We start from the raw sequence: 18,973 nt of genomic DNA, 5'->3' as shown, positions 1-18,973 counted from the left end.
ATAATGTCGAATTGGACCGATGCCCAACCTGTCTGCGTTAACCGACGTTCAGTCTGGCAAAGCTGTTTGCAATTCGCGTTCTAGGGCGCGTTCCACAGCACCTCGCGGCTTGGTAAACCGCGCCAGCAGATCATAGAGAACCGGAGTCACGACGAGCATCAGCGTGGACGACATGGCCAAACCCGCAATGATCACTGTGCCAATCGCGTTGCGGCTTTCGGCGCCAGCACCGGTTGCTAGAACCAATGGCAGCGCGCCAAGGATCGTGGACAACACCGTCATGACAATCGGCCGCAACCTCAAGACGGCGGCCAGGATCACGGCTTCGCGCGTCGTCTTGCCTTCGTCGCGCAGTTGATTGGCAAATTCAACGATCAGGATTCCGTTTTTGGCGACCAGCCCGATCAGCAAGATGATACCGATCTGGCTGTAGATGTTCAGGGAAAGCCCACCCAGTGCCATGGCATAGATCGCGCCGGCGACGCCCGCCGGCACGGTCAACAGGATGGTGATCGGGTGCACAAAGCTCTCGAACTGGGCGGCCAGCACAAGGAACACGATCAGCAACGAAAGGGCAAACACCATTCCCGTCCCTGCCGAAGTATCCTTGAAAGTGCGCGACTGGCCTTCGTACCCCAACTTGCCAGCGGCGGGTAATATGGTGGCCGCCGCCGCTTCGACCTCGGCCAACACGCTTCCCAGATCTGAGCCGGGAGTCAGCGCGCCGGACAATTGTACCGATGGCAACCGATCAAACCGCCGAAGTGACGGAGACGCGGCGTTTTCGGTGACCGATACCAGCGCGCCCAACGGCACCAGCGTTTCGCCATCGCCCGAACGGATAAAGATGTTGTCGATATCCGACGGAGATTGGCGGTCTTTTTCCTCGGCCTGAAGGATGACCGGATATTCACGTCCTCTGCTGACGAAGGTGGTAACCTGCCGCGAGGCAAGCATCGTTTGCATGGTGTTGGCGACGGTATCGACAGAGATACCAAGATCATCGGCGCGTTCGCGGTCGATGTTAACCTCAAGCTGGGGCAGGTTTTGTTCAAAGTTGATTTCGGGGTTGGCCAACCCCTCGATCGTCTCGGCCTGTTCAAGCAGCGCTGTGGCCCAGTCCTTGACGCTGTCAAAATCCGGGCCGCTCACGACAACGCGCACCGGGGTGGAGTTGCCGCGCAGGCCCAGACCCGCAGGCGTAACAGGAAATCCGCGCGCCAGCGTCAGCCGGGCAATCTGTGGCGCGATGCTTTGAACAACCTTGGCCACCGGCATGATGCGCTCTTCCCAAGGGGCAAGACGAAACACCACAAAGGCGCGCCAGGCCCGGTTTCCCGAACCGGAGAAGGTGAACACGCTTTCGATCACGCCTTCGTCCCGCAGCGGTCGAAGGATCTCTTCGACTTGCTGGGCCGCGAGATCCGAGTACTCTACCGTGCTGCCCTGCGGGGCGGTCAGTGGCACGAAACCGACACCACGATCCTCGCGCGGGGCCAACTCTCGGGGGAGCGTTTCAAAGAACAACGCCGCACCCCCGGTCACCGCAACGGCCACCGCCAGCACGACAAGCGGCATGTTCAGCATCCGGGTCAGAAGCCCGGCATAAGAGCGCTGTATCCATCCACGCGGCTCGTCAGAGGATTGGCCCGGAACCACGGTTCTCTTGCTCAGGATCTTCGACGCGAGGGCAGGGCAGGCGGTCAGCGCTACGAATGTTGAGATTGCCACCGTTCCGGCCATCACCCAGCCAAATTCGATGAACAGCCGCCCGACCTGACCTGGCATGAAAGAAAGCGGGATAAAGACCGCAATGAGAGTCACCGAAGTCGCGAGGACTGCAAAAGTCACCTGCCGCGCGCCTCTGAGGCTTGCAACCGTCGGGCTTTCGCCGTTTTCGATCCGACGCTGGATGTTTTCCAGAACCACGATGGCGTCATCCACCACCAGCCCGATGGCCAGCAGCAGCGCCAGCAGCGTGAGGGTATTCATTGAAAAACCCCAGACACCGATCAACACGAAAACGCCAAGCAAAGATACGGGAATAGTGATCGCGGGGATTAGCGTGGCACGCACGCTGCGCAGAAACAGCAGGATGACCAGAACCACCAGTCCCAGCGAGATAAACAGCGCCTGAACCACCTCGCGGATCGACGCGCCGACAAACAACGCATCATCAGACCCGACGTTGATCTCCATACCCTCGGGCAGCGTTGGGCGCAGCAGGTCGATTTCGGCGCGGACGGCATTGGAAATCCGCAAGGTGTTGGACTGGCTCTGGCGTTGGACGGCGACCCCAACGGCATCCTTTCCGTCGCTGCGAGCGATGGTGGAGTCATCGGCCACCCCCGGTTCGACCCGCGCAACATCGCGCAGCCGCACCGGATAGCCTGCGACCCGGTCGAGAACCACTTCGCGGAAATCATCGACGCTTTTCAATCGGCTGTTCAGCCGAACAGTCAGTTGCCGGTTGCGCGATGTGACTTCTCCGGCGGGCAGTTCCACGTTGTTTCGACGAAGGGCCTGTTCCACATCGGCGACCGTCAGCCTGCGCGCCGCCAATGCGCGGCGGTCAAGCCAGATACGCACCGCAAAGGACCGCTCGCCATAGATCCGAAGGCTGGCAACACCGTCCAGCGTCGCCAGCCGATCGGCAATGAATCGATCCACATAGTCGGTGATTTCGGCCGTGGTCATCCTGTCGGAGGTGACGGCCAGTCGCATCACCGGGTCCGCATCCGCATCGCTTTTCTCGACCTCGGGAATGTCTGCTTCTTCTGGAAGGTCGTCGCGCACCCGTCCCACGGCGTCGCGGACATCATTGGCGGCAACGTCAATATCCCGGCCAACTTCGAATTCGATGGTAACCCGCGATCTGCCTTGCCTGCTTTCCGAACTGATAGAGCGGATTCCCGATATCGAGGCGACCGCACCTTCGACCGTTTCAGTGATATCGGTGTCGATAACTTCGGGTGCGGCACCATTGTAATAGGTGGTGATCGTGACAACGGCATTGTCGACATCCGGTAGTTCCCGCACTGGGATATCACGCAAGGCCCCGATACCGAACACGATCAGCAACAGGCTCGCCACGGCGGCCAAAACGGGGCGGCGGACCGAGATATCGGATAGCGTCATGAATCGGCCCCGTCCGGCTGGGGCCTGGTATCTGATCCGTTCAGGACTTCGACCGCATTGCCATCATGAACCCGGTGCAGACCGCGCACCACGACATCGGCACCGGCCTCAAGGCCTTTGACAACCGCGACCATGCCGTCGCGTCGTTGCCCGGTGGTCACACGGACGCGTTTGGCGATGCCCTCCTGAACGCTGAACACATAGGTTTCAGCAGCCTGAAATATGATCGCCTCTTCGGGAACCACGACATGCTCCGCCTGCGAAAGCGTCAGTTCAAGCGCCATGAACATGCCTGCAGGTAGCACGCCATCGGGGTTCGGAATAATGGCACGGGTTCGAAAGGATCGGCTGACGGGGTCAATGCGGCTGTCCACGGCGTCGATCTGCCCGGTAAAGCTTTGATCCGGGAAGGCGATGCCCGTGGCAAGCAACTGCTGGCCGACTTCGACAACGGCAAACAGGTTCTCGGGCAGTGAAAATTCGACTTCAACCTCTGACAGATCATCCAGCCGGGTGATGACGGTGCCGGTTGCGGCCCGTGCGCCCCGGTCGATTTCGGCAAGACCAACAATCCCCGAAAAAGGGGCGCGAATGCTGCGTTCGTTCAGATGCTGGCGCGCGCGGTCAAGTTCCGCCTTTGCCTCGGCCAAGCGGGCAATAGAATCTTCCAGCGCGGCCTCGGCAACGGCATTGGTGCTGCTGAGTTGGGTCATCCGCTCGAATACTTTTCCACGCTCGCGCAGTCGGGCCTCGGCCTCTGTCAAATTGGCGCGCTCGATGGTGTCGTCGAGTCGCACCAGAACGGCGCCTTCCTGTACCAGTTCGCCTGCGGCAAAGTTCATCTCGACGATGCGGCCCTCGGCCTGGGGCACGATTTCGACCGACTGGCGGGCGCGCGTGGTGCCGACGGCCTCGACCGTCTGGCTGAGGGTCCGGCTCTCGGCCTTGGCCAGTTCTACGACGGCGGTCCGGGACTTACCTTGCGTCCCGCCGCTGACGTCTGCGGTTACGTTCGTATAGCGTTGAAAGCCTTCATACCCACCATAGCCAATGGCGGCGAGCAGGCAGAGGATCAGGAACTGTTTCCAGAGAGGCACGGGGTATCCGAAATTGTGGTTCGACGGCATGCCGACCTTCGCAGGCAACGTAAAGCAGCACCAAAAAATGGCAACTCCAGTTCACGTTACCCTAGGGGTTCGATTTACGTTCTACTTGTTGGCTGGGCATACTCTACCCGAGGTGCCGGTTAAAGACGCGCTAACCGAAACGTGAACTACTCGCCGTCAGCCGGGGGGCCAGCTGCAGCCAAGCTCGCATTGGAATAGCGCGCGTCGTCGGTGACATCACGACCGAACCACGGCGGAGGTTGAAACGCTGCCGCACCGGCAACATTGTCAAACTCAACCTCGACCAGCGTGAGAGGGGCGAGCCTGCCGTCAAAGATATCAAGCTCGAACACGCTGCCACTCTCAAGGGTGCCGGTCCAACGGGTCTTTTCAACGCGCCGCCCTTCGGTGGCTGGCCAGAACAGGTCGAAATGGTCCTGTGAAATCTCCGCTTCGCACTCGATACGCTCCAGCCCGGCCCCCTTTTTCAGAGTGGTCAGATAGGTGTCGCCTTTCTGGCGCAGGCGGATTTCAACCGTGTCCTGCTTGCTGGTCAAATAGCCTTGCCGGATCTGTACGGCACGAGCCTGACCCAGATCGGGCAGGCTCGCGACGAGGAACTTTCTTTCGACTTCGGTTCCCGTGCTCATCAGAGATGGTCCACCACGTTGGCATGAAGATTGCGATAGGCTTTTGCAGCAGAGTGGGTGTCTGCGAACGTGGCCACCGGCGCGCGATGGATGCCCATCTTTTCGATCTCGGATGTGAACGGAATGCTGGTGTCCAGAAACCGTTTGGGGTGTTTTTTCCGCATACGGTCTGCTGTCTCGCGGTGCAGCTTCTTTGTGCGCTGAACCATCGAGAAAAACGCCAGGATCTTTTTACGGTCGAGTTTATTGGCGCGGAAGAAGTCGAGCAACTGTTCGAAGGTATGCTCCGACAAGGTGGTCGGGATCACCGGCACGACGATGCAATCAGCGGCACGAAACACGTTTTCCGAGAGGGTCGAGATGTTCGGCGGACAGTCCAGAATAATCGTATCGTATTCGCTGCCCCCGGCCTTGAGCGCCTTCTTGAGCCGCGACCGGCTGTTCTTCATGCGCGACAGAAAAATATCAAAATCGCGAAAACTCAGGTTGGCGGGCAGAATATCCAGATTGTCAAAGTCACTGGCCCGGATCGCCCCGGTAAACCGCTCTACATCCTTGAAAAAGCTGGCATCCTGCAGTTTTTTGGAGGCCTTGACCCGGAAATAGTAGCTGGATGCTCCCTGCGGATCGAGGTCACACATGAGTGTCCGGGATCCAGCAGCGGCAAACGCGTACGAGAGATTTACGGCGGCTGCGGTCTTGCCGACGCCGCCTTTGTTGGAATAGCAGGCGATGATCTTCATTTCTTGCCCTTTACGTCATGGAACAGGGCGCGAAACGTGTCCCGGGTGGTCTTGCTGTTGAATTTGGCGAAACTTTTCATCACCTTGGCGCGCTCCTCCAGCTGCTTGCGGTGCAGCACCACGATAAGCGCCCCGACGCTTTGCGCGATTTCGAGGTTCTGCTTTTCCGGCTCGCGACCCAGTTCGTCGAGCAGCGCGCGCAGGCTGTCCTGCTGAACCGAATAGTCGTTGAACAGCCCGAGGTTATCTTGAAGCCGCTTCAGTGGTTTCAAAACGCTGAGAAACTCGGCCTTCGGGAATACCGGGCCAAAAAACTCCATGAGATAACGCAGCTTCTTGCATTGGATGCGCAACCGGTGAACTTCGGCATCTTCGGTCTTTGCATCGATTCCAGCGGCGATCTTGCAGACCTTGCGATACCGTTTCCAGATCAAGGCACGCGAGTAGTTCAGTGCCGGACGGTCGGCATCGGGGCCACGTTTGATCTTTTTGCGCTTTGCGAACAACCCGGCAAGATCGTTCATTTCCTGCCGATATTGCTTGCTTTCCAGTCGGCTTTTCAGCTTGGCCTGAGCGTCCTTACGCTGGTCGGCGAACATGGCGAACAGCTGGTCAAGACCCGGGTGCAGTGAATGCGGAAGCAGAGCATAGAACTTGTCTTTTTCGGCCAGATAGACATCGAGATCGCGCAGGCGTCCTGTCGGTTCCATCATTTCGGAAAATCGGGTTTTCAGCTTCTCAGTCGCTTTTTCGCTGTAAACTCCGGAAAACAGGCTGAGCACAGAACGGATTTTCCGAAATGCGATGCGGTAGTCGTGCAGAAACTCGATGTCATGATCGGCGATGATGCCGTGCTCGTTCGCCTTGGCGATGGGCAGATACGCGTTGATTATGATGTTGGCGGCATCAAAGGCCGCTTCATCACGCCCAAAAACGATTTCGGGTTTCGCCCTATAGCTGGCGCGGTCGGGAAAGAGCGATGCATAGATCGACCCGTCCTCTAGGGGTGCTCCGCCGTCGGCGATGATATGTTTACGCGCCTGATCGAGCGCCTTGTCATAGCCGCGAAGTCCCTGCAGCATTATCAGCGCGGCAGACCCGCCCTGTTCTGTGGTCAGAAACCGCAGGTTGGCACGAACCCGGGTTTTGCGTTCTTCGTCCACGAGTGCCAGCCGGGCTTCTTGTATTTCGCCGGCGCCAACAGGCAACAAGGCACGCAATGGCGACACATCAGCCAGTTTGGCCTTTACCGGGCCGTCTGCCAGATCGGCAACAAAGGGTCCGTTGCGATCGGAAGGTTGGTTCAGAATCCCCTCATCCGCAGTCAGAAGTTCCAGACTTCCATCAACGGCGCAAAGCAATTGTCCAGAGCCGCACAGTTCATCGTCAAAGGTATCGAACAACTGAAAGCCCTGGTGCGGTTCGACACCAGTCACGACCGGGGTAAGTTTGCCAAAGTCGATCTTTGGCAAGTCACTCGCCGCTCTTGCGGGCAAGTAATAGCAATCTGTCTGGGTCATCAGTCCTTCTTTCGCGAGGTCTTGAGATAGGCCTCGATAAGCTGCTCAACGATTTTCTGAACGCTTGTTTCTTCTTCTATGGCACGGATTTTCAGCGCCTTCAGGGTTTTCTTGCTAAGTCGCAGCGACGTGTTTCGTTTATCGTCGCTTTCTGCCTCGGTGCCGCGCTTTTCTGCCTTGGCCATTTTGTTTACCTTGTAATGTGACGTCAAAGTGTCATGACATCGTTTCAAGATCAACCCCTGCCGCGTCGTAAAGGGGGGGGCGTGGTGGGCCAGTCCGTCAACAACCCTGTCGCGTGAACCACGGGTTGTGCGCGCTTTGTCAAAGCTCTTGAGGGGTTCGAGGTATCGTGCCAGAGTAAACGCAGTATCTTGTGCAGCAACAGGAGCGAACGCGAACATATGTCCCGAATGAAGTCCCAAGTCGCAGCTTTACCTGTTCGCCTCAACAAGCGAAACAGGGTCGAGGTTCTGCTTGTGACGTCGCGTGGTTCTGGCCGTTGGCTGCCACCCAAGGGCTCCGAGATGGACGGCAAGTCGCGCCGCAAAGCTGCTGAAATCGAAGCCCGTGAAGAGGCAGGTGTGTGCGGCTGCATGGCCGACAGACCGATTGGCCGATACGCGTTCGCCGGAAAGGCTGCGTATCGCGTCATCCTCTATCCGATGTTCGTCGAGACGGTGCTGAAACGGTGGAAGGAAGGCGGCGAAAGAAAACGCCGCTGGTTCACATTGAAAAAGGCGGCGCGTGTGGTTCACGAACGGGAGCTGCAAAGGATCATACTCTCGCTGCAATCCGAGCCGACGGTCAGAAGGCTGTTGCGCGCGCACGGCTGAGACGGGTCTTAATCCAGACGGTGGCTGGATCCCCTCAACCGCAGCGACGTGCGCGTCAGAATTTCACCTGATCACCGCCCTTGAGCGCCAGCATCTCGCGAGCTTCGTCGGGTGTTGCGACTTCAAGGCCCAATCCTTCGATGAGGGCGCGCGACTTGAGAACCTGTTCCGCATTGGTCTGTGCGAGCTTGCCGCGTGAAATCCAGATGCCGTCCTCAAGCCCGACGCGGATGTTCGCACCCATCGCGACCGCCTGCGTAGCGACCCGGAACTGGCTCGCACCCGCGCCGAGGACTGACCAGCGAAAATCCTTGCCAAACAATCGGGCAGCGGTTCGTTTCATGTGCATGACATCCTCGGGATGCGTGCCGATGCCGCCAAGCAGACCGAACACCGACTGCACAAAGAACGGAGGCTTAACCAGGCCGCGATCCGCAAAATGTGCGAGGTTGTAGAGATGCGAAATGTCATAGCATTCAAACTCGAACCTGGTGCCATTTCCATAGCAGGTTTCCAGCATGTACTCGATGTCCTGAAACGAATTGCGGAACACCAGATCGCGAGACCTTTCCAAATGCTCGCGTTCCCATTCGAATTTGAAATCCTGTATTTTCCAAGAAGCGGAAAGAACCCGAAGTTCATTGATCCCATGTTAAGCGAGTCCACCTCGGGCTGCCACTGCGCGGCGGGTTTCGCGCGCTCGGCAACAGTCATATAGGGCGAGCCGCCGGTCGTTATATTGACGACTGCGGCGGTTGCTTGCTTGATCCGCGGCAGAAACCCGCCAAATGCCTCGGGGGTCTGGTCCGGTTTGCCGGTCTCAGGGTCGCGCGCATGCAGATGCAGGATGGCGGCACCGGCTTCGGCCGCTGCGATGGCTCCTTCGGCGATTTCATCCGGCGTGATCGGCAGGTGGGGCGTCATCGAGGGCGTGTGGATCGCTCCGGTCACCGCGCAGGTTATGATCACCTTGTCTGGTCCGCTCGTGTCAGTCTCCCCTGGAATTCGCGTCTATATTTTTTGTTTGGATGGGCATGTTCGGCGCTCAGAGCGCCTCGACATGTCCATCAACCGGGAACGACTGGCCTGACAGGTTGCGCCCCGCATCCGAGATCAAAAATGCCGCCATATCGGCAACGTCCTGAGGCGGCGTCATGCGCCGCAAGGAAATACGGCTGATATAGTCGTCCTTCATTTCAGCATGGCTGACCCCGGTCTGACGCGCCCGGTCAGGCAGACATCAATGCAGCGCGCCCAGTTCTGCTGCAGCACTGTCCAGAGGGGCCTGATCCACATCGCAAATCGCGAGACGCGCGCCTTGGGCCTGCACTGCGCGTGCAATGGCAAGGCCGAGCCCAGAGCCACCTGCCGTGATCGCCACTCTTAACCCTTCCAGTCCGGGAAGTTGCATGTGCACGTCCTGCACCGTCATCCTGTGTTCCTTTCAACTCGGAGAGATCACGCGGCTGGAAATCCTGAGGAGGAGCGGCTTGGCAAGTGACTAGCGGGTGCGCTGGTACAAATGGACGTCCTGATTAAGAGATGAATATCGCATGGTCCGGTGGCAGAAACCCGCCCGCCTTCGGCATGAAATCACCGCGCAGGAAATCGGTGTTGCGTCAGCCTTGATCACAATGATGTCGGCGATCCTTTCGCTTGCTTTTTTTCTGCGATATGGGGCTTGGCGAGCCGGGTCGTGGCGTCATTGCCTGGCGTTGCACAAAAAGGAACCCGCCCATGTCGTTTCGTCGTCTCGCATTTGGCGTTCTGTTGGCTGGCGCCATGCCAGGTCTGTCGCTGGCACAGTCTGCCGAGAGCGCCCCTCAAACCCTGTCTCTTGAGCTAAACGCCGTTCAGGACATGGGCGGGGCCTGCCGGTTGACGTTCCTGGTGAACAACCAAACCGGGCTGGAGATCGACAAGGCCGTGTTTGAGACAGTTATTTTCGACACGTCCGGTGGTGTGGTGAGCCTGTCGCTCTTCAATTTCCGTGATCTTCCGGCTGCGCGTCCAAGAGTGCGCCAGTTCGAAGTGCCCGAGATCGCCTGTGAGACCGTGGGTCAGGCGCTGATCAATGGTGCAAGTTCGTGCATTGTCGAAGGTACCGAGAACGAGGTTTGCGACAAGGCGCTCTCGCTCTCAAGCCGCAACGCGGTGGAGTTGCTCGGATGAACCCGATTGATGCGTTGCTCGGAATATTTGCGCTTGGTGGCCCGGTTGTCGCGATCCTCTTCGTGATGTCGGTGCTTGCGTTTGGCGTCACGCTCTACAAGTTGTGGCAGTTTGCAGTGTCTGGGGTCGGACGCCACCGGGTACTTTCCGAGGCGCTGGAGGCTTGGGATGGTGGTGATCGACAACGCGCACGCGCGCGTCTGACACAAAGCCGCAGTTACCTCGCCCCGCTTTTGGGGTCGGCGATGGACGCGACCGAACAAGCGGGTCTCGAAGGGCGGCTTGACGCCGAAGCGGGATTGGCGCTCGCCGGGCTTGAGCGCGGTTTTCGCTTTCTTGATACGGTCGCCCAACTCGCCCCGTTGCTGGGCCTGTTTGGTACGGTTCTCGGCATGATCGAGGCGTTTCAAAGCCTGCAATCGGCGGGTTCCACCGTCGATCCTTCTTTACTGGCTGGTGGTATCTGGGTCGCCCTGATGACCACGGCGGTTGGCCTGGCGGTGGCGATGCCGACGTCGATGGTTTTGGCGTGGTTCGAAAGCCGGACCGCGCGAGAGCGGGTCTTTGCGGATAAGGCGCTGCGCACCGTATTGGCGCCGGGGCAACCTGATCTCGCGGTCGTCGGGTCAGGGAACGCTGCGCCCGCGCAATCCCATGCGTAACACCGCGCCCTTTGTAAGGCGACGAATGTCGATGACTCCGCTCATTGACGTGATCTTTCTACTTTTGCTGTTCTTCATGCTGTCTTCGACGTTCTCGAGTTTTGGCGAGATCGAGCTGAGTCAGGCAACCGGTGGCGCCGCGACGTCGCAGACCACGTCCGAGCGGGTTTTTGTGCAGCTTGGCGCGGACCGGCTAACCTTGAATGGCGCGTCGATCACGCTCGACGAACTTGCCGCGCAGGTCGAAACAGGGAAGGTTCTGGTCAGTCTGGATGCCGATGCCACGGCACAGCATGTGGTAGACCTGCTGGTAAGAATGCGTGGGCGTGACGGTTTGACCGTTACGGTGCTGGAGTAGGCAGATGATCCGTCCCGCCACCCCACGCAAACCACGCGACGCGACCATCGCGATGATCAATGTCATTTTTCTGATGCTGATCTTTTTCCTGATCGCAGGGACCGTGGCGTCGCCGCTCGATCCGGATCTGAAGCTTGTCGATACGGCTGGTCTTGAGGGGCGCGAGCCGCCCAACGCGCTGGTGCTTCACGCGGACGGAGCGCTGAGTTTTCGCGGGAATTCGACCGACCCGACAACCTATATGGCCGGCCATCCTGAGGGGCCGGTGCGGATCGTGCCGGATCGCGATGTTTCAGGACCTCGCCTGATTGAAGTCACGGGCAGCCTTCGCCGCCTTGGCGCGCCGTCGGTGATCCTTGTCACGGAGCGGTCGTTGGAATGATCCGACAGTCCGCCGCCATCGCAACAGCGGCAGTTCTGATTTCGCTGTTGATCCACTTTCTCGGTGTGGGGCTCACGTCGGGCAGACCAGAGGAACCATCCGCCAAGGATGGCGCTTCCGACGTAGTGGCGTTGGGTAATGCGTTTGAAGATGTTGCCGAAGCGGTATCTGAACCCGTACCGCCTGAACCGGCCCAGGCACCCGAAACGCCAGTCGAACCCGCGCCGGAACCTGAACTCTCGGAGGTCACGACATCAGATGCACTTGTCGCGTCCCCGACGCCGGAACAGGTCTTTGCACCGCAGGGTTCTCCGGGCGAGATAGCCGAGCCTGTTGCGCCTCAGGCGCCACCGGAACCTCCCGCGGATACAGCGCAGCAGCCTGATCCGCCACAAGAGGCTGCCGTCTTGCCGCCGCCGTCAGAGCCTGTCGCACCGGCTGAGAGTGAACCGATCGAACCCGATACGCCGGAACTCGCAGCCGAACCTGAACCTGAGGGACAAGAGCCAGTGGCGCCCGAACCTGATCGTTCAGAACTGGCGGTCGTTACCTCGCCACGCCCACGCCTTCCCGAGCGCCAGCCGGTTGCACCGCAGAGTGACAGCTCGAATGAATTCAGCGAACTGTTGTCGCCACCTCTGATCGAGTCCCCGCTGGCTGCGCATGTTAGGGGCGATACCAACCTGATCGTCAGTCAGAATGGCGGGTCGGGGTTTCTTGAATCCGGCGGCTCGGGGAATTCGGCTGTCACCAACTATGCCGGTCGCGTGCTGGTTCACCTGAACCGTACACTGACAGTCCGAACGCCGGCTCATGGGGCCGCGTGGGTTCATTTTGTAATTAATGCAGATGGAACATTGGCGCGGGTGGGGATCGTTGACAGCAGCGGATCGCAAGAGATTGAACAGGCGGCCATAGCGCAGGTTCGAAAAGCCGCACCATTCCCGCGCCCGCCAGATGGCGCCAGCAGACAGCTGACCTTTGTTTACCGGAACCGGTGAGTGGAGAGGTCGATGCGCCGAATGCAGACGTTTCTACGGAGCGATGTGAACTGAAATGATTTTCCAGCATGAGGGCCCGGTTTCGAAAAACCGGGCCCTCATTTGAAATATTATAGTGGGATTGGACCCGCAGGGCGATAGGCTTACCGCCCTGCAAATTCGCTTATCCCGGTATTGCCTTACATGCCGGGATCAAGGTCATCCAGGCCGCCAGCGAGATCGGCGCCGAACAGATCGTCGGCATCTTCGCCGCCCCCTGACGCACCACCCGCATCAACTGCGCAGGCGTCGGTGCCACAGGCATCGGTCTCGTCAGAGCCGCCATCGGCGCCACAGGCAAATCCGGCAGCAGGTGCAGGCTCGTCGCCTTCGTCACCCTCATTGCCTTCGTTACCTTCGGTCCCTTCATTGTCGGCTTCATTGCCTTCGTCGCCTTCGTCGAGGCCCGGCTCATCGCCTTCGTTGCCTTCGTTGCCTTCGTCGAGACCAGGTTCGTCACCCTCGTTACCCTCGTTACCTTCGTCGAGGCCGGGTTCGTTTCCTTCGTTGCCTTCGTTGCCTTCGTCGGTGGTGTCACCGGGCTCGTTGCCTTCGTTGCCCTCATTGCCTTCATCAGTGGTGTCGCCCGGCTCGTTGCCTTCGTCACCTTCATTGCCTTCGTCATTGACGCCACCGCCAGTTTCGTTGCCTTCGTTACCTTCGTCGGCGCCCGGCTCGTTGCCTTCGTTTCCTTCGTTACCTTCATCGGCGCCCGGCTCGTTACCTTCGTTGCCCTCATTGCCTTCATCGAGGCCCGGCTCATCGCCTTCGTTGCCCTCGTTACCTTCATCAAGGCCCGGCTCGTCGCCTTCGTTACCCTCGTTGCCTTCATCGAGGCCCGGCTCGTCGCCTTCGTTTCCTTCGTCGCCTTCATCGACGCTCGAGGCTTCGCTGCCCTCGTTGCCTTCGTTGGCTTCGTCACCTTCGTTACCTTCGTCGCCTTCATCGGCGCCTACGAGATCGGGATCGGACGGTTCGTTGCCCTCGTTGCCCTCGTCGAACAGATGAGGTTCGTTGCCTTCGTTGGCTTCGTCGCCTTCATTTCCTTCATCGCCCTCGTTACCGGAGAAATCGGGGTCAATCGGCTCGTTGCCCTCATTTCCCTCATCGAAGAGGTGCGGTTCGTTACCTTCGTTACCTTCGTTACCTTCATTTCCTTCGTCGTTCTCGTTTCCTTCATCGCCCTCGTCGTGGATTTCATTTCCTTCGTTGCCTTCATCGCCTTCGTTGTGCTCGTCGTGCTCGTCGTCTTCGTTGTCCTCGTCGCCTTCGTCGCCTTCGCCGCCTTCGTCGCCTTCGTTTCCTTCGTTGCTTTCGTTACCTTCGTCTTCGAAGTCAAAGATGCTTTCGTTGCCTTCGTTATCCTCGTCGCCTTCGTTGTGCTCGTCGCCTTCGTCGCTTTCGTTACCTTCGTTATTCTCGTTGCCTTCGTTGGCTTCGTTGCCTTCGTCGCGCTCGTTGCCTTCGTTACCTTCGTCGCCTCCCTCGTCGCCCTCGTCGCCTTCGTCGCCTTCGAACCCTTCGTTGTTTTCGTCGCCTTCGTCACCTTCGCCGCCTTCGTTTCCTTCGTTTCCTTCGTTGTTTTCGTTGCCTTCATCCTCGAAGTCGAAAAGGGATTCGTTGCCTTCGTTATCCTCGTCGCCTTCGTTGTGTTCGTCGCCTTCGTTATCTTCGTTTCCTTCGTTTCCTTCGACTCCCTCGTTCCCTTCGTTCCCTTCGTCGCCTTCGTTGCTTTCGTTACCTTCGTCGCCTTCGAACCCGTCGTCGTATTCGTCGCCTTCGTTTCCTTCATCACCTTCATTGCCGTTAAAGTCGGGGTCGATCGCCTCGTTTCCTTCGTTCCCTTCGTCGAACAGATGCGGTTCGTTTCCTTCGTTTCCTTCGTTACCCTCGTTGCCTTCGTCATTCTCGTTGCCAGCAAAGTCGGGGTCGGCTGGTTCGTTGCCTTCGTTACCTTCATCAAACAGATGCGGCTCGTTGCCTTCGTTGGCCTCGTTCCCTTCGTTTCCTTCGTCGTCTTCGTTGCCTTCATTGGCTTCGTCGCCCTCGTCACCTTCGTCGTAGGCCTGTGCAGGGTCTGGGGGTGGCATGCCGCCGATGACTGCAGTCGCTTCTGCCACGGTCAGTTCGATGATGTCCTCGGCTTCGGTCTCAAAACCAGCCGCAGTCGAACGCAGAAATGCAAAAAGTTTCATGATTTATTTCTCCAATATGGTTGATGAAACAACCCCCGTAGGGATCGCTCCGTTTCAAGCCAGACCTGAAATTGGTCCAGCCCGTCTCCTTCTGTGCGCCAAAGGTGTTTGCCTTCAGTGCATGATGGACACACCGACGGAATCCCACGTGTGATGGCTGCCCGTCAGCACTCCATCATCGTTGGTCGTTGGACTGTTTTTCTGATGTCAGCCGTCGTGAAAGACGAACCCCCACACCAAGGTGCAAGGAAACAGTTGCTCGGCCATATTAAATCCTAGTTCGGGCAGGGCAGACTTGTTGCCAGTCCCGATGCATAGCCAGTAGATCAATTTTCTGAAGAAACAGGCGCTGCAAATTGGCAGCTTATAGCTCGTCTAAATATAGCCATGGTTCCGAGTCCAATGTCCCAGGAACGGCCCAGTCCCTTCAGTTGTGTAGGCACTATAACATACACCCCCCCAATCGCGTAGGCATGGAATCCATGACCTCACGCGGAAAATCGCATGGCTCACGGGTTGGTCCCGGTACGCCATCAGGCTTGGTGTGAAGACAAGGCTGTTGCGAGGACTTGGGATCAGGGGGGGGGCGGAAATACGACGCAAATATTCTTTGCGTCTTGTTTGTTCATTTCGCGAGCGGTCGGTCCGGTGCGTGGGGTTTTCCAAAGGTCTGCCTTGCAGGCATGCGTCAGGCCAGTCTACGGTGCCTTATGACCAAGGACCGGACGTTTGAATCCGGCCTCGACAACGTGGGAGCTGACATGACTGATAAACTTCTGAAACGGACCGTTCTCGGAGCCGTGCTAGCCGCCGCCACTGCCAGCGCTGGCTGGGCTGGCAAGGCGGATGATACGCTGAACGTGGCCTTTACCAAGGAACTGGAAAACGTCGACAGCTATTTCAACTCGTCCCGCGAAGGTGTCGTGTTGCAACGGGCGGTTTGGGACGGGCTGGTCTATCGTGACCCCGAAACCAACGAATACATCGGCAACCTTGCCACCGATTGGGAGTGGATCGACGACACCACGATCGAATTCAAGCTGCGCGAAGGCGTCACGTTCCATAATGGCGAACCGTTCAATGCGGACGATGTGGTCTTTACGGTGAATTTCGTTGCCGACGAGGCCAATGGCGTCAAGACACAGCGTAATGTGAACTGGATGAAGTCCGCGGAAAAGATCGATGACTATACTGTACGGATCATGCTGAAAGAGGCATTTCCGGCCGCCATCGAATTCCTGTCTGGCCCAGTTTCGATGTATCCGAACGAATATTACGCCGAAGCCGGACCCAGCGGCATGGGGCTGAAACCGGTCGGCACCGGCCCTTACAAGGTTGTCGAGGTCGTCCCGGGCGCGCATTTCGTGCTGGAAAAGAACGAGAATTACCATGACAGCCCCAAGGGGCAGCCCGAAATCGGCAAGGTGGATATTCGCACCATCCCGGATGTGAACACCCAGATTGCCGAACTGTTCAACGGTACGCTGGACCTGATCTGGCAGACACCTGCGGATCAGGCCGAGAAACTGGCAACGATGGATAATTTCACCGTCGCCAATGAAAGCACCATGCGGATCGGGTATCTGACACTGGATGCCGCCGGACGCACCGGAGAGGCCAACCCGTTCACCAAGTTGGCGGTTCGTCAGGCTGTCGCACATGCCATCGACCGCGAGGCGCTGGTCGGCGCACTGCTCAAAGGCAAGAGCCAGGTTATTTCCTCGGCTTGTTTCCCGAGCCAGTTCGGCTGCGAGCAGGATGTGACCAGCTATGAGTACGACCCTGAAAAGGCCAAGGCGCTGTTGGCCGAGGCGGGATACCCGGATGGGTTCGCTACCGATTTCTATGCCTATCGGAACCGCGACTATGCCGAGGCGATTTCGTCCTTCCTGAACGCGGTAGGGATCGAAACCAACTTTAACATGCTGCAATACTCTGCGCTGCGGGAATTGCGGATGAAAGAAGGCACGCCGGTGTCGTTCCAGACATGGGGCAGCTACTCGATCAACGATACCTCGGCGATCACCAGCCAGTTCTTCAAACTCGGCTCACTGGATGATGCGCGCGATGAAGAAGTCAAGGAATGGCTCGATATTGCGGACAGTTCGACCGATCCCGAGACGCGCAAGGAATACTATTCCAAGGCGCTCAAGAAAATCGCTGATGAGGCATATTGGGTGCCGATGTTCAGCTACAACACCAACTACGTCTTTAACAACGATGTCACCTACACCCCGACACCTGACGAAGTGTTGCGGTTTACCACAATGCGCTGGAACTAGGGCGACCAAGCTTGTCAAAGGGCGTGATCGCGCCCTTTGACCCTCGCAAAAAGGGGCTGTGCGCGCGTGTTGCAATTCATCCTGAAACGTCTCGGATTGGCCTTGCTGGTGGCCCTGACCGTGTCGATCATCAGCTTTTCGCTGCTGTTTTTGTCGGGCGATCCGGCGGCGGCGCTGGCGGGGGAAACCGCCAGTGATCAGGACGTGGAAGCGATCCGCAGGCTCTATGGCTTTGATCGGCCGATGTTCGTGCAATACTGGGAGTGGCTGTCCGGTGCGCTGACCGGAGATCTGGGCGAAAGTTACTATTTCAAATTGCCGGTGGCCAGCCTCATCGCTGACAGGTTGCAGATCACCATGTTGCTGGGCGTCTGCGGCATCTCCTTTGCGCTGTTGACCGCTGTTCCGTTGGGCGTGGCGGCGGCAATCCGGCCCAATTCGATCATCGACCGGGTGGCGCTGTTCCTGTCGGTTGCGGGTCAGGCGATGCCGTCCTTTTGGTTTGGGCTGATCCTGATTGTGGTCTTTGCCATTCAGCTCGGCTGGCTGCCGCCATCGGGTACGGCAACATGGGCGCATTTCGTGATGCCGACCATCGTTCTGGGCTATTACGCGATGCCCGCGATCATGCGGTTGACGCGCGCCGGGATGCTGGACGTGCTATCATCCGATTACATCCGCACGGCACGGGCCAAGGGCGCATCCGAGGGTCGGGTGCTTTTCAAACATGCCCTGCGCAACGCGATCATCCCGGTGGTCAGCCTTGCCGCAGTGCAGATGGGTTTCATGCTTGGCGGCTCCATCGTGGTCGAGAGCATCTTTGCGTTGCACGGCGCGGGGTATCTGGCGTGGGAGAGCATTGCACGCAACGATTTGCCAACGGTGCAGGCGCTGATCCTCGTATTTTCTTTGTTCTACATCGTGTTTACCTTCCTGTCAGACGTGCTCAATGCATGGCTTGATCCACGCATGAGGGCTGGTTGACATGACCGATACCTCCTCTGATCCGCTTCTCGCTGAAATCACCGGCCCGACGCCCGGGCAGTTGTTGCGCAAGCGGGTGTTCGGGCATCAGGGTCTGCTGATCGGCGCGGTGGTCCTTGGGTTGTTGGTGCTGGTGGCGGTGTTTGCGCCGTGGCTTGCACCGCATAATCCTTATGCGCAGGACCTGTTGGCACGGATGCAACCGCCTGTGTTCATGGGCGGCACATGGAACCATCCACTGGGCACCGACCATCTGGGCCGGGACTACCTGTCGCGCCTGATCTACGGCGCGCGGGTGTCGCTGTTGATCGGCACGATTGCCGCTCTGATCTCGGGCGTGATCGGCACGGCGATGGGCGTGGCCGCCGGGTATTTCGGCGGCAAGGTCGATGCTGTCGTCACCTTTCTGATCAACGTGCGTCTGGCGATGCCGGTGGTGCTGGTGGCACTGGCGGTTGTTGCGATCATGGGTGGTTCGCTTGAGGTGGTGATTGTCGTGTTGGGCCTGTTGTTGTGGGACCGTTTTGCCGTGGTTATGCGCTCCAGCACGTTGCAGGTGCGGGGCCGCGAATATGTTGCTGCCGCACGCGCGGTGGGCTGTTCCACACCGCGAATTCTGATGTCGGAAATCATGCCCAACATCGTCAACAACCTGATCGTGGTGGTGACGCTGGAAATGGCCCACGCGATCCTGTTGGAGGCGGCGCTTTCCTTTCTGGGCCTTGGTGTTCAACCCCCGACGCCTAGCTGGGGGCTGATGGTGTCAGAAGGCAAGAACATGATGCTGTTTGAACCCTGGCTCGTGCTGATCCCCGGCGCGGTGCTGTTCATACTGGTCCTTGCGATCAACCTGATGGGCGATGGGCTGCGCGACGTGACCGCACCCGAGAACCGGTGAGAATGCT

18 protein-coding genes and 1 pseudogene are annotated in these 18,973 nt (G+C 58.6%); 9 read left to right on the top strand and 10 right to left on the bottom strand.

From position 1 onward, the window contains the following. Positions 1-48: 48 nt before the first annotated feature. The 6 genes from ABJO75_RS18350 to ABJO75_RS18325 form a co-directional block, all read right to left on the bottom strand. Entirely contained in the window at positions 49-3,138 is a 3,090-nt protein-coding gene (locus ABJO75_RS18350) for an efflux RND transporter permease subunit (protein ID WP_348133424.1), read from the bottom strand. Further along, positions 3,135-4,265: an efflux RND transporter periplasmic adaptor subunit gene (locus ABJO75_RS18345; RefSeq protein WP_348133427.1), complete on the bottom strand. Its 1,131-nt coding sequence runs from the start codon at positions 4,263-4,265 to the stop codon at positions 3,135-3,137. Before ABJO75_RS18345 ends, ABJO75_RS18350 begins: the two co-directional genes overlap by 4 nt. A gap of 146 nt (positions 4,266-4,411) precedes the next feature. Beyond that, positions 4,412-4,894 (bottom strand): CYTH domain-containing protein, encoded by a 483-nt coding sequence (locus tag ABJO75_RS18340; RefSeq protein ID WP_348133430.1) that lies wholly within the window; start codon positions 4,892-4,894, stop codon positions 4,412-4,414. Next, positions 4,894-5,637, bottom strand: coding sequence for an AAA family ATPase (locus ABJO75_RS18335; protein ID WP_348133433.1), 744 nt, complete (start codon positions 5,635-5,637; stop codon positions 4,894-4,896). Before ABJO75_RS18335 ends, ABJO75_RS18340 begins: the two co-directional genes overlap by 1 nt. Further along, positions 5,634-7,157 (bottom strand): CHAD domain-containing protein, encoded by a 1,524-nt coding sequence (locus ABJO75_RS18330; RefSeq protein ID WP_348133436.1) that lies wholly within the window; start codon positions 7,155-7,157, stop codon positions 5,634-5,636. The genes ABJO75_RS18335 and ABJO75_RS18330 overlap by 4 nt, the downstream gene beginning before the upstream one ends. After that, positions 7,157-7,342 carry a ribbon-helix-helix protein, CopG family gene (locus ABJO75_RS18325; protein WP_348133439.1) on the bottom strand — a complete coding sequence of 62 codons (186 nt, stop codon included), beginning with the start codon at positions 7,340-7,342 and terminating at the stop codon, positions 7,157-7,159. Before ABJO75_RS18325 ends, ABJO75_RS18330 begins: the two co-directional genes overlap by 1 nt. A 219-nt stretch (positions 7,343-7,561) precedes the next feature. Here ABJO75_RS18325 and ABJO75_RS18320 point away from each other — a divergent pair, with 219 nt between their 5' ends. Continuing rightward, the gene (locus tag ABJO75_RS18320) at positions 7,562-7,993 is read left to right on the top strand and encodes an NUDIX domain-containing protein (protein ID WP_348413761.1); all 432 of its coding nucleotides are present in this window, start codon (positions 7,562-7,564) and stop codon (positions 7,991-7,993) included. Between the two features lie 55 nt (positions 7,994-8,048). Here the strand turns inward: ABJO75_RS18320 and ABJO75_RS18315 are convergent. The 3 genes and pseudogenes from ABJO75_RS18315 to ABJO75_RS18305 form a co-directional block, all read right to left on the bottom strand. Further along, a pseudogene (locus tag ABJO75_RS18315) lies at positions 8,049-8,917 on the bottom strand (3-keto-5-aminohexanoate cleavage protein). 121 nt (positions 8,918-9,038) lie between these two features. Then, positions 9,039-9,188 carry an SDR family oxidoreductase gene (locus ABJO75_RS18310; RefSeq protein ID WP_348133442.1) on the bottom strand — a complete coding sequence of 50 codons (150 nt, stop codon included), beginning with the start codon at positions 9,186-9,188 and terminating at the stop codon, positions 9,039-9,041. 45 nt (positions 9,189-9,233) lie between these two features. Then, entirely contained in the window at positions 9,234-9,425 is a 192-nt protein-coding gene (locus tag ABJO75_RS18305) for an SDR family NAD(P)-dependent oxidoreductase (protein WP_348133445.1), read from the bottom strand. A 305-nt stretch (positions 9,426-9,730) separates the two neighbouring features. Here ABJO75_RS18305 and ABJO75_RS18300 point away from each other — a divergent pair, with 305 nt between their 5' ends. Genes ABJO75_RS18300 through ABJO75_RS18280 form a run of 5 tightly spaced genes read left to right on the top strand, consistent with a single transcriptional unit; the run spans position 9,731 to position 12,568 of the window. Next, positions 9,731-10,165: a hypothetical protein gene (locus tag ABJO75_RS18300; RefSeq protein WP_348133448.1), complete on the top strand. Its 435-nt coding sequence runs from the start codon at positions 9,731-9,733 to the stop codon at positions 10,163-10,165. Continuing rightward, positions 10,162-10,827: a MotA/TolQ/ExbB proton channel family protein gene (locus tag ABJO75_RS18295; RefSeq protein ID WP_348133450.1), complete on the top strand. Its 666-nt coding sequence runs from the start codon at positions 10,162-10,164 to the stop codon at positions 10,825-10,827. Before ABJO75_RS18300 ends, ABJO75_RS18295 begins: the two co-directional genes overlap by 4 nt. Positions 10,828-10,858: 31 nt before the next feature. Next, positions 10,859-11,185, top strand: coding sequence for a biopolymer transporter ExbD (locus tag ABJO75_RS18290; protein ID WP_348133453.1), 327 nt, complete (start codon positions 10,859-10,861; stop codon positions 11,183-11,185). A 4-nt stretch (positions 11,186-11,189) separates the two neighbouring features. Continuing rightward, entirely contained in the window at positions 11,190-11,567 is a 378-nt protein-coding gene (locus ABJO75_RS18285; protein WP_348133455.1) for a biopolymer transporter ExbD, read from the top strand. Beyond that, positions 11,564-12,568 (top strand): TonB family protein, encoded by a 1,005-nt coding sequence (locus ABJO75_RS18280; protein ID WP_348133458.1) that lies wholly within the window; start codon positions 11,564-11,566, stop codon positions 12,566-12,568. The genes ABJO75_RS18285 and ABJO75_RS18280 overlap by 4 nt, the downstream gene beginning before the upstream one ends. A 179-nt stretch (positions 12,569-12,747) precedes the next feature. Here the strand turns inward: ABJO75_RS18280 and ABJO75_RS18275 are convergent, their stop codons facing one another. Further along, on the bottom strand, positions 12,748-14,802 hold the full coding sequence (locus tag ABJO75_RS18275) for a hypothetical protein (protein ID WP_348133461.1): 2,055 nt from the start codon (positions 14,800-14,802) through the stop codon (positions 12,748-12,750). A gap of 761 nt (positions 14,803-15,563) precedes the next feature. Between ABJO75_RS18275 and ABJO75_RS18270 the strand changes: the two genes are divergently transcribed. The 3 genes from ABJO75_RS18270 to ABJO75_RS18260 all read left to right on the top strand — a co-directional run bounded on the left by ABJO75_RS18270 (position 15,564) and on the right by ABJO75_RS18260 (position 18,966). Then, positions 15,564-17,084, top strand: a complete 1,521-nt coding sequence (locus tag ABJO75_RS18270) for an ABC transporter substrate-binding protein (protein WP_348133464.1) — start codon at positions 15,564-15,566, stop codon at positions 17,082-17,084. Positions 17,085-17,150: 66 nt separating this feature from the next. After that, positions 17,151-18,068: an ABC transporter permease gene (locus ABJO75_RS18265; RefSeq protein ID WP_348133466.1), complete on the top strand. Its 918-nt coding sequence runs from the start codon at positions 17,151-17,153 to the stop codon at positions 18,066-18,068. 1 nt (position 18,069) lies between these two features. Beyond that, a complete protein-coding gene (locus tag ABJO75_RS18260; protein ID WP_348133467.1) occupies positions 18,070-18,966 on the top strand; it encodes an ABC transporter permease in 897 nt (298 codons plus the stop codon). Positions 18,967-18,973: the final 7 nt, after the last annotated feature.

It is taken from the genome of Sedimentitalea sp., from assembly GCF_039973035.1.
Classification (GTDB): domain Bacteria; phylum Pseudomonadota; class Alphaproteobacteria; order Rhodobacterales; family Rhodobacteraceae; genus Sedimentitalea.
Note: the sequence above shows the minus strand (reverse complement) of the source record. Positions and strands in the feature narration are given on the sequence as shown.